General features: G+C 63.4%; 9 protein-coding genes. 1 reads left to right on the forward strand and 8 read right to left on the reverse strand.

Going from position 1 to position 11,028, the window contains the following annotated elements; translation table 11 throughout:
• Positions 1–279: 279 nt before the first annotated feature.
• The 8 genes from IWX89_RS17970 to IWX89_RS18005 all read right to left on the reverse strand — a co-directional run bounded on the left by IWX89_RS17970 (position 280) and on the right by IWX89_RS18005 (position 9,448).
• A complete protein-coding gene (locus IWX89_RS17970; RefSeq protein ID WP_196904906.1) occupies positions 280–1,428 on the reverse strand; it encodes a glycosyltransferase in 1,149 nt (382 codons plus the stop codon).
• A complete protein-coding gene (locus tag IWX89_RS17975) occupies positions 1,425–2,693 on the reverse strand; it encodes an oligosaccharide flippase family protein (protein WP_196904907.1) in 1,269 nt (422 codons plus the stop codon). The genes IWX89_RS17970 and IWX89_RS17975 overlap by 4 nt, the downstream gene beginning before the upstream one ends.
• A gap of 59 nt (positions 2,694–2,752) precedes the next feature.
• Complete coding sequence (locus IWX89_RS17980) at positions 2,753–3,793, reverse strand: hypothetical protein (RefSeq protein ID WP_196904908.1); 1,041 nt, start codon at positions 3,791–3,793, stop codon at positions 2,753–2,755.
• A complete protein-coding gene (locus tag IWX89_RS17985; RefSeq protein WP_196904909.1) occupies positions 3,786–4,817 on the reverse strand; it encodes a glycosyltransferase family 4 protein in 1,032 nt (343 codons plus the stop codon). Before IWX89_RS17985 ends, IWX89_RS17980 begins: the two co-directional genes overlap by 8 nt.
• Before the next feature lie 143 nt (positions 4,818–4,960).
• Entirely contained in the window at positions 4,961–6,409 is a 1,449-nt protein-coding gene (locus tag IWX89_RS17990) for a sugar transferase (RefSeq protein WP_196904910.1), read from the reverse strand.
• Positions 6,400–7,389 (reverse strand): hypothetical protein, encoded by a 990-nt coding sequence (locus tag IWX89_RS17995; protein ID WP_196904911.1) that lies wholly within the window; start codon positions 7,387–7,389, stop codon positions 6,400–6,402. The genes IWX89_RS17990 and IWX89_RS17995 overlap by 10 nt, the downstream gene beginning before the upstream one ends.
• 11 nt (positions 7,390–7,400) lie before the next feature.
• Positions 7,401–8,006, reverse strand: coding sequence for a low molecular weight phosphatase family protein (locus tag IWX89_RS18000; protein ID WP_196904912.1), 606 nt, complete (start codon positions 8,004–8,006; stop codon positions 7,401–7,403).
• Positions 8,006–9,448: a polysaccharide biosynthesis tyrosine autokinase gene (locus IWX89_RS18005; protein WP_196904913.1), complete on the reverse strand. Its 1,443-nt coding sequence runs from the start codon at positions 9,446–9,448 to the stop codon at positions 8,006–8,008. Before IWX89_RS18005 ends, IWX89_RS18000 begins: the two co-directional genes overlap by 1 nt.
• A 256-nt stretch (positions 9,449–9,704) precedes the next feature.
• Between IWX89_RS18005 and IWX89_RS18010 the strand changes: the two genes are divergently transcribed.
• Positions 9,705–11,028 (forward strand): polysaccharide deacetylase family protein (locus IWX89_RS18010; protein WP_231383478.1); only part of this gene is annotated, 1,324 nt, incomplete at its 3' end.

Here is an 11,028-nt window from a genome sequence, read left to right on the forward strand (position 1 = left end):
GAGGCCCCGGGCGACCTGCCCGGGGTCGCTACCACCTCGTCAGAACTGCGCTACCGCCTGCCTGGACTGGCGCTACCACCAAGCGCTACTCGCCATCGGGACTCGAGGCTGCTGCAGAACTCGCGTCGGTCGAGTTGCGCAGTCAGATTCTGAGCTACGCGATTGACCCATATGCGAACACTCCGCAAAAAACAACCGAAAGAATGAAGGTTCAGACTCGCTGCGCGAGTCTCGGCGTGGATTTAAGCGTGTTGTGAACGCTGGGTTGCCCGGCAGCGCCTACTGAGGGCCCTCAGAAGCTGCCCACGTTGCCACAACGGAATCGTACATCGCTTCGAGCTTTTCTGTCTGAATGCAAATGTCGAAGTCTTCCTCCACGCGTTTGCGTGCCCCTGCGCCCAGCCGAATTCGGAGTAGATCGTCGGTCAAGACACGGGAAAGTGCCCTTGATAGTGCGGCAACGTCACCTTCCTCGACGAGGATGCCGGTCTCTCCGTGTGAGATCGCCTCGCTGACACCACCATGCCGGTATGCGACCGTAGGCATGGCGTGAGCTCCTGCCTCGAGGAAAACCATTCCCAGCCCTTCTGCATCACCGTTTCGCGCCGTACGGGAAGGTCCACAGAACAAAAGGCCGCCTGCCATGACGGCGCTGACAGCTGCTGGACTCAGCGCACCATGAAAACGTGTGTTCAATCCAAGCACTCGTGCAATGGATTCCGCCTCTGTTCTCAGCGGGCCGTCACCAACCAGATCGATCCTTGTCTGCCTCAGGCCACCTTCAAGCATGCCGACGGCGCTGAGGAGGTCGAGGATCCCCTTCTTCTCACTGAATCGACCCACAAACACAATTCCAGACTTCTTCATGATCGCTGGAGAACGATCAATTGGAATCCCGATGTGGTGGACCACCGTTTTTCCTGGGTCGGCACCGAGAAGAATTGCCCTATCCCTAATGAACTCTGACACCGCAATGATCCTCGACGAGTACTTGAAGAGACTTCGGAGCCTGCGACGATACAGCCACGCGCGGACAGACTTGCCCCCTGGGAAGTTGGTCACGTCGTATCCGTGAACCGTTACGACAAGCGGTTTCCCCGCTCGTCTGCTTGCGGGCACAATTTGCGTTGCGTCCGGCCCGAAATGGGCATGGATCAAACGTACGGACGGCTCTTCCAGCCACTGCGAAAGTCGACTGTTGCGTCGAGTCAGTTTGAACGCTTTGCGCGCCAAGGAGCCTCGCAACGTGCGCGCAAAAATGACCCGATCCGCTTCCCTAGCCAACGGCGAGGGAATCGCTTGGAGCCCGCTACAGTCAGGTTTCCACGACTTCAGCGCATCCGACTGGTTGCGGATGAATGTTTCCGACCCGGGAAGCCAGTCATCTCTCCAAATAACCACCCGACCATGGTTCTTTATGACGTTCACAACTTCCTCCTAACTATGCGCAGGAGCACCGCCGAGAGCCTAACAACGTCGCCGACATTGACAAGGTACAAGGCGCCGGGCCGAATTCCAAAGTAGTGCCAGATGAAGAACACATTGAGGTTCGCTGCGATGGCGCTTCCGGCCAATGTGCAGATTGCAGCACCAACGGCGCCAAGAGCAGGAGCTAGTGCAAAGAGAAGCAGAATGTTCACGAGCGCGGCGATCGCAAGAGATGCACTTCTCAATCCAGGTCTGCCCCGCGCGATCAATCCCGCTCCCGCAACTGACCCAGGAACCCCGGCAACCGCCGCGAGAACCAGAATGGCTGTGACCGGCAAGGCTGGCGAAAATGCACGGCCGAAAAGAAACGGAAGCCACCACCACATAGTCGCAACAACGAACCCGCCGAACATTAGCGACACCAGGAACGAGACTCTTGAGCTGGTGCCTAGTCGACTGTCATCAGAACTACTTGAATCCGCAGAGAGCGTCACGTCTCTCACCGCGTTGTTCGCGAGCAGGGCTGATTCGGCAATACTCACCGCGACCACGTAGTAGCCAAGCTCACGGACTCCCGCGAGCGGCGTCATGAGAACTTGATCCAGACGACTGAGCAGAACCCCGGAAAGAGACCCGACCCACAGCAGCGAACCGAAGCCCAAGAGTTGACCGCTCAACCGCAGATGGCCGATCCTCTCAGGCCCCCGGATGGTCCGCAATCTGACATAGGCGACACCTCCAATAATTGGACTCAGGGCAACAATGAGAGTTGCGGTCCCGACGTTAAGGTACCCGACTCCAGCCAACAACACCGTTGCAGCTAGTCGTGCAGCTGCGGACACGAGTTTTTCCGAATTCACAAGCCCCCACGCATGCTGCCCGGCCGCGGCGCCCCGCAATGCACCTATCAGGAGCGTGGGTGTAATCGCGAGTGCTGCGGAGGCAGTAAGTTCACGAACACCAGCCGCCCCCCCACTGAAGACCGGGGCCAGGAATACAGCGATCGCCGTCGAGACAGCCCCGCTGACGAACAGGAGAAAGGACGCGTTCGCAGTGACAAGGCGCGACATCTGAGGTCGCCGCGCAGTGAACACCGTCACCGCATCAGGTAGGCCGACGGTGGCCAGGGCCGTCATAAGGAGCAATGGCGCTGTCGCTGCGCCAACTTCGCCTCGCCCGTTTACCCCGAGGACTTGGGCGAGGATGGGCGCCGTAGCGAAAACGGCGATCGGCGCTAGAAGGTTACTAAGAGCGGTCAATGCCATGTTTCGCCCGACATTGCCGGCGACCCTAGTGCTGGGCCGTGTTGACGGTCTTGGCGATGTCACGTTACGGAATCTCTGTCGCGCCTACCCTTTGAATCATCGAACGTGCCCCGTCGCGATGTAAGGTACGTTTCCCAGGATTCGAGCGCGCTCTCGCGCCAGCGCAACGCGGCAACGTGTGCGTCCGCGCGACCGTTCCCCAGCGCATATTCGATTGCACGCCACCAGGCCGACGCAAGCCCTGATGAGTCATTGACCAGCAGTCGACTAGTCATCCCAAAGATGTCAGCGAGGCTTGTCCCCCCGGGCCCAACGACAGGCGTTCCACGTTCGATGCACCGGATGCCTATACCGCTCTGATAAAAGCGACGATAGGGAATGAGGACAATGTCCGATGAGTCGATGAGTGCGTCCAGTTCCGCTTCGGGTACAAAGTCGCTCACGACCGACCAGCCCTTAATCGCGGGCCAGCCACGGCCCACAATCTCAAGTTTCGCGTCCTCGGTCCCAGCGAATTCTCCAAGAGCACGGAGGGCAGACACATCTCTGTCCTGTTTAAATTGTCCCAACACCCGCACGATCGGTTGGCGCTCGCCCCTTGCCGCACTCTTTCGAGCGAAAGAACGGAGGATCGGGTGAGGGAGGATAACAGCCTTTCCGGACAAACTCCGTGAGCGAAGATCCTCCATCGCCGCACGGCTATGCACAATAACGGACGCACCTGGCGCCGCCAAACCGGCGAACCAACGGCTCATCGACCCGTAACCAACGGCCCGAACAAGCGGACGCGTGTCATGCATGACGACTGCAAAATTCGTTCCGACTACCAGACGAATCAGGACGAAGTCGAAGTAACCAAACACCGGCCAGAGCACCACGATCAGCGCGTGTTTGTGTCTCCTGAGTCGGAGCAAGGTCAGCAAATACGCACCGGCCCAAGACAACTTGCCGCTGCCCGACACGGAGGGCTCAAGAAATCCTTCGACTTCGACCGTCTCATGTGTAGCCGTCGAGCGAAGTACGTCCTCTAGTTCCGTCGCGTAATGTTTGAGCGCGCCTCCCAATGGGTTTAGAAGGACAACGCGATCGAACTCATTCAATCTTCTGCCTGCCAGCTTTCCGCTCGTTGATCCAGTGATTTGCTATCACTCGGCCTTCAGTCAGGGGTAGCGATGCGCGAACCACGGCTGGGTCAAGGGGATGCAATAGCGCTCGTATCAAGGCAGGACCGAGATGCTTCCTTGCATCTGATCCAGACACCACGATGTGGCCGTGTTCAATGAGCCAAGTCGCGAGACCGGTCTCATCAGTAGTGACTACCGTCAACCCTTTCAATAGGCCCTCATGTATCGGCAGACCGATTTGTTCACGCCACCGGCCGCTTCGCACGGACGGGAGTACCAAGCATCGCGCCGACGCGACCACGTCCTGTGCCTCCTCGTGGTCAAGGTGCCCAAGATACTCCCGAGACGTCGGGGATTCGGCACACCATTCCACTACGGGCGCTCTATCCGGACCATCCCCGACAATGAGCAAACTCACATTTGCTACGGCCGCCTCGACTTCAGGCCAGGCAGCCATCAGTTCGTAGATTCCCTTGCGGCGCTCAATCCGTGCCACCACAACAACTTGCAGGCAGGTACGCCGGGCGGTGTGTGCATCGTCTGTATCAACCAGCTGCGGCAGATTGTCGATGACTCGGCTCGGAACGCGGGAAACGAAAGGCAGCGAGTGGTAAACAATCCTCGAGCCCTCGCTCGCAAAAGCTATGCGTGTGTAGGCGAGGGATACGTAGGCGCCAAGTATCCAACGAAAGAGTACAACAGTGAGCGGCGACCCACGCCGCACACCAAACATCAGAGAATGGAGGTCATTGTTCTCCATTGCATATGACACAACGTCCCGCCGAGCAAACGGCCGAGAGAGCTTCCAGACGAGCACCATGCACACATGCTTTGCAAGAAGTCGTACCCAAAGGGGCTCTTGAATTTCAAGCGTTTCAGCCTTTGAACAAGCCAGGATGCGCACAAGTTCGGTGAACTTGACCTGGTGTAGATTGCTCGGCAGTTCAGCGGAAACCAGATCGTACTTTCTCTGAAAGAAGTAGGTGGCGGCGGGCGTCATCCGTTCCAGTGAAGCGACGTGATAGTTCCGGAGTTCCGGAATGACACGGATGCGCCCGACTACTCGCTGGCTTGTGGTTGAGGACTGAACGTTTCGACCACCGCCCCAAATCCCATGCAGAAAAAGATTTCGCAGCGGATTCCTCAATATGCACCGCTAGGTCGAAGTATTGCGCGCACGGTTCGGTACAGGATTATGACGTCACCGATCAACGACCAGTTCTCGACATAGTAGAGGTCGAGGCGGATGCTGTCTTCCCAGGAAAGATCCGAGCGGCCACTTACCTGCCAGAGGCCGGTGATGCCGGGTTTGACCAGCAGCCGGCGCTCGGCCCAGCCGTCGTATTTCTCGACCTCGGCGGCCAGGGGCGGGCGTGGTCCGACCAAGGACATGTGACCGAGGAAAACGTTGACGAGTTGCGGGAGTTCGTCAAGGCTGTAGCGCCGCGTGAAACTTCCCATCTTGGTGACCCGCGGATCGCTCTTCAGTTTGAAAAGCACACCGTTTCCGTCGGATTCGTCGAGCAGGCCGGGAAGCTGTTCTTCGGCATCCGTCACCATCGATCGAAACTTGATCATGAGGAATCCGTTGCCGTTGAGACCCACGCGCTTCTGCAGGAAGAAGGCCGGGCCCGGGCTGTCCAGCCGGATGGCGATCGTGAGCCAGAGGAAGACCGGGCTCAGCAACAGCAGGCCCACGCCCGAGAAGATGAGGTCGAAAGTGCGCTTGGCCGCGTGCCGGCTGCCTTCGAAAGCGGGGAAGTCCACCTGGATCAGCGGGAGGCCGGAGACGGGCCGGGCATGGATGCGCGGGCCGGCGATGTCGGTGAGCGCCGGGGCCATGATCAGGTCCACCTTGCGTGACTGCAGCTCCCAGCCCAGTTCGCGCAAACGGCGTGGGCCGAAGTTGTCGGCCCCGGTGAAGATCACGGTGTCGGCCTGGAAATTGTCGATAGCGGTGAGCACGTTATTGAATCCGGCGACGACGGGAACGCCGTCGACGAGGTCCGTGGCGACATTTCCGTTTTCGGTCACCGCGCCGACGAGGTGCAGGCCGGCGGCACCGTCGCGGCGGATGCCGACGGCAACGTGGATGCTCTTCACGCGCTCGCCCACGATCAACGCGCGGTGCAAGTAGCTGGTCTCCTTGCGCCGGGCGATCAGCCACTGGCGCCAGATCCACCGGCCGGCGAGAAGTGCGATCACGCCGATCGGGAACGCGGTCAGGAAGTAGCCTCTGCCGAGTTCGGACCGGGAGAGGAAAAGCACGATCGCGGTGAGGCCGAATAGCCGAATGCTGGCCTCGAGAATGCGCTTGTATTCGACGCTGCCCGAGCCCGTGGTGCGGTTGTCGCGGGTCGCGTAGAAGCCGAGCGCGAGCATCCATCCGACAACGAGAGCAACCGAGATGCCGGTGTACCCCAGGACGAACTCCGGCAAGTCCTGTGCTGACACTTGAAGTTCAGCCCTGCGGGTGCGAAACCAGAGCAGCTCGCTGCCGAAGACCGAGACCAGGAGAATGAGCAGGTCGGTGGAGAAGAGCCGGCGCGCGTAGTCGCGCTGCCAGGCGTGGGTGCCCCGGGCTAGCGCCATGACGCACCACCATCGGTGGACTGGCCGAAAGCGTCGCCGGCCCAGAGCCAGAGGGTGCCGTCGGCGGAGGCGGAGATCGCGGTCTCCCCCGGGTTGACGGTGGCGGGCAGGCAGGCGCGCGGCGTGGCGTCGAGGGTGCCGACCGTGGACAGCTTCACCACGGACACCCCGGCGCAGCCCGACGGGTTGACCACTGCCACGTCGTAGCCGAGCGAGGTGGCCGTGAGGTTCGCCGCCCCGACAACCGCCGCCGGAGCCGACCAGGTCGCGCCCGAATCTCCCGTAGTGATGAGGGAACCGTCGGTGCACAGCACCGCAGCGCTCGTGTCGTCCGTGGCGGCAAGTGCGGCCACGGCCGTGCACGGTGCCGGCTGGTCGCCGGCAGGGCTGTGCACGACGGCGGTCATCGCCGGGTCGACGAACCAGGTTGCCGCGACCCGGTCGGGGTAGGCCTTCCAGGCGTCACCGGCGACGAAGGTCGACACCAGCTGGGGCGCGCAGTCTGCCACATCGAGGGTGACGAGGGAGGTCTCGTTCTTGTCGGCGACGTTGATGGCGAGGATGGACGAGGCATCCGTGGCGGCCGAGGCGTCAAAACTGTCCCAGGTGGCACCGGAATCCGTGGTCAGCTCGGGCGCCGCTTTCGTGGCCGGGCAGGCGCCTGTCGATGCGCGCCAGGCCGTGGACGTGTTCAGGGCTGCCATGATGCGGGTTGGGGTGACTGTTGACGCGGCCTCACCAGGCTTGGTCTCGACGGGCTCGGCCGCGGCAGGCGTGCTCTCGACTGGATCGACCGCTGACGGCTCGACCACCGAGGGCTCGGCGACCGTGCCCGCACCGGCGGCCGGCTTCGTCGCGGTGAGCGCGAACGCGACCAGGCCTACGTCGAACAGCACGAACACGGCCAGGCCGCCGATCAGCCATCGACGGCGGGCAACGTTATTGCGGTTCTTGCGGCCGGTGGACTTCTTTACCCCCATGTTGGCCACTCCTAGGCCCGAACAACTCTTGCTGAGCTTCTGAAGAGTGACACGACGTTGTTCACTGCGGGTACGAGCTGGCGAGCGGACTCGGCGTAGACCTCGTCGCTGCGACGGTAGGGGTCGACCACGTCATCGTCGTCGGGCGAGTCGGGAGGGCCGACGGCGCCGCGCTGAGAGGAGGCGAACCCCACCAGGGTGGAGAACCGGCCGACGATGTCGTCGAGGGGAAGCTCGGCAGCCTCGTCGAGGTCGGTGTCGGTGAAGCCGTCGACCAGGCGTGAGAATTCACGGATGGTGAAGGTGTAGCGGATGGCGCGGGGCACCATTTCGACAATGGCGCGTCGGTGTTCCCTGGACATGGCGAACACGAGGTTCGCGTCGGAGATCTGCTCAGCGGTGAGCACCCGGGCCTGGTGCCCGGTCGGGTCGCCGCCGAAGTGCCGGGAGAGGTCGGCGGCCTCGGGGGGCATGGCCTGCCCGGTGAGCCCGATCGTTCCGGCACTGCCGACGGTCACCTCCGGCCACTCGGCCAGGCCGACCCGCAGCAGCTGTTCGGCCAACGGGGAGCGGCAGATGTTGCCCGAACACACCGTGAGGATTGTGAAGCGTCCCACTACGCGGTTCTCCGGCGAGGCTTGCCGAAGCCGCGGCGACCAGCGGAAACCGATTCCGCTTCCGCCTTGTCTTCGATGTAAGCGGTGCCGTAGCTGTACTGGCCGTAACCGTAGGAATCGGGGCCCTTGGTGGGAAGCATGGTGATGACCATGCCCACGAGGCGGCTGCCTGCACGCTCGAGTGCCTTGACGGCGCTGGAGAGCTCGTTGCGCTTGGTGCGACCGGAGGCGACCACCATGATGGCGCCGCCGCAGAGCTTGCTCAGCACGGCGGCATCCGTGACCAGTAGAAGCGGCGGGGCGTCGATGAGCACAATGTCGAACTCTTCGGTGAGCGCGCGGAGCATGCGCGCCATGGCGGCGGAACCGAGCAGCTCGCTCGGGTTCGGGGGCACGCGGCCGCTGGGCAGCACGAACAGTTTGTTCTTGCCCCACTTCTGCAGCACGTCGGCCAGTTCGGCGCGGCCGATGAGCACGTCGGTGAGGCCGACGCCGCCTTCGATGCCCATGTACTCGGCGACGCGGGGGAGGCGGAGGTCGCCGTCGACGAGTGCCACGCGGGCGCCGGTCTCGGCGAGGGCGATGGCGAGGTTTGCGGTGGTCGTGCTCTTGCCCTCACCGGGGATGGAGCTGGTCACCACGAAGCTGCGCGGGCCGCCCTCGATGTTGACGAACTGCAGGTTGGTGCGCAGGCTGCGGAAGGACTCGGCACGGGGGTTCTTCGGGTCGGAGTGCACGACCAGGGGACGCAGGCGCGCGTCGGGGTCGTTGGTAATGCCACCGAGCATGGGCGCGTCGCTGACCAGCTCGATGTCGTGCAGGCTGTGGATGCGGGTGTCGAGCACGCTGCGGAGAACCGCAAGGCCGATGCCGAGAGCCAGGCCTACAAGCAGGCCGAGGGCGATGTTGAGCGGAACGTTGGGGCTGGCGGGCTTCTCCGGAACGAGTGCCGGCTGGATCGTGGCGATCTTGACCGGGCTCACGGCCTCGCCATCGGGCTTCTCGAGCTGGTCGACGACGATCTTGGCGAAGTTCTGGCCGACCGAATTGGCGATCTTCGCGGCAAGCACCGGGTCGGCATTCGTCACGGTCACGTCGATCAGCACGGTGTTGAGGGGCGACGAGGACTCGACCATATCGGCGAGGTCGGCCGCGGTCAGGTCGAGGTTCAGGTCCTTGATGACCTTGTCGAGCACGATGGCACTGTTGACCACGTCCACGTAGGAGGTGACGGCCTGGCGGGCGAAGCTCGTGCCCTGGAGGAGGTCGGTGGTCGCGGCACCGGCTGCGGCCTGGACCGACACGTAGAGCTGGGTGCTGGCGACGTACTTCGGAGTGGTCACGATGGCGGCGCCGGCCGCCCCGGCGATGCCGACGAGGGTGAGAGCGAGTATCAGGATCCAACTTTTGTGAAAGATCCTGAGGTAATCCTTGAGCTCCACGTATTCCTCCGGTATTGCTTGGCACAGAGGAATTGCCGAGATTAGCCTTTTCCCCCGGTGCCTATCCTTGCACAGACCCGCGTAATCCTACCCCCCAACAGGGGATGACGTTTCCTCGTGTCGCGTGTGCGGGTGGGCAGGCGGGGTGCGGGGAGCTGTCTCGAGAGGCTCGTCCACCGCGGATGCTCCTTGTGGGGCGGGACGGTCGGGCGTACTTTCGTGGGCATCGGTACCCCCCCGAACGAGAGGCAGCCCAATGGCCCTGCAGACGCCCTCCTCGAGTAAGAATCTTCGGCATGGGAGAGGGTGGCTCCGCTGGGCAACCGGGGTCGCGGCGATCGCTCTGCTGGCCGCCGGGATGGTGGGAGTGGCCGCGCCGGCGCAGGCGGCGTCGAGGACCGTCGTGAGCCTCACCTTCGACGACGGGAACGACAACCAGTTCGCGGCGGCGCAGGTGCTCAAGGCCAATGGGCTGGTCGGCACGTTCTTCATCACCACCAGCTGGATCGGCCAGTCGGGCTGGCTCACCCGGGCCAACCTGACCACGATGGCGGCCGACGGCAATGAGATCGGCGGGCACACCGTGACCCACCCCGACCTGACCCAGATCTCGTCGTCTGCGGCGACTGCTGAGGTCTGCAACGGGCGCACGACGCTGACCGGCTGGGGGTTCACCGTCACCGACTTCGCCTACCCGTTCGCGTCGACGAACACCGCGGTGCAGAACATCGTGAAAAACTGCGGCTTCGCCAGCGGACGCAACCTGGGCGACATCCGTTCGCCCGGCAGCTGCGGCAGTTGCGCGTTCGCCGAGACGCTGCCGCCGGCCAGGCCCTACGAGACGGCGGCGCTCGACGAGGTCGACAGCACGTGGACGCTTGCGAACCTGCAGAACTCGGTGATCAACGCGGAGAACAACGGTGGCGGCTGGGTGCAGCTCACGTTCCACCACATCGCGACCGGCACCGACCCGTCGCTGACCATCAGCCCGACCCTGTTCAACCAGTTCGTGGTGTGGCTGAAGGCGCGCACGGCGAACGGCACGACATCGGTGCAGACGGTGGCGCAGGCGCTCGGCCAGACTCCCCCGCCGCCGCCCGCGCCGACGGCGCCCGCCGCCCCGACCGGGGTGAGCGCGGTGGCCGGTAAGGGCTCGGCGACCGTGAACTGGACGGCGCCCGCGAATGGCGGGTCGGCGATCACGTCGTACACGGTGACCCCGTTCGCCGGCGCCGTGGCGCAGACGCCCGTGCAGGTGACCGGGGCTCCCCCGGCGACCAGCACCCCGGTGACCGGACTCACCAATGGGACCGCGTATACGTTCCGGGTGACGGCGACGAATGCTGTCGGCACCTCGCCGGCGTCGGCGGCGTCGGCCGCGGTGACGCCGACCGCGCCGCCGGTGCCGACCGCGCCCGCCGCCCCGACCGGGGTGAGCGCCGTGGCCGGGAACGGTTCCGCGACCGTGAACTGGACGACGCCCGCCAACGGCGGATCGGCCATCACGTCGTATGCCGTGACACCATTCATCGGTTCGGTCGCCCAGACCGCGGTGCAGGTCACCGGGGCTCCCCCCGCGA

The sequence above is a fragment of the Cryobacterium sp. MP_M3 genome (assembly GCF_015752155.1).
In the GTDB taxonomy this organism is placed as follows: Bacteria; Actinomycetota; Actinomycetes; order Actinomycetales; family Microbacteriaceae; genus Cryobacterium.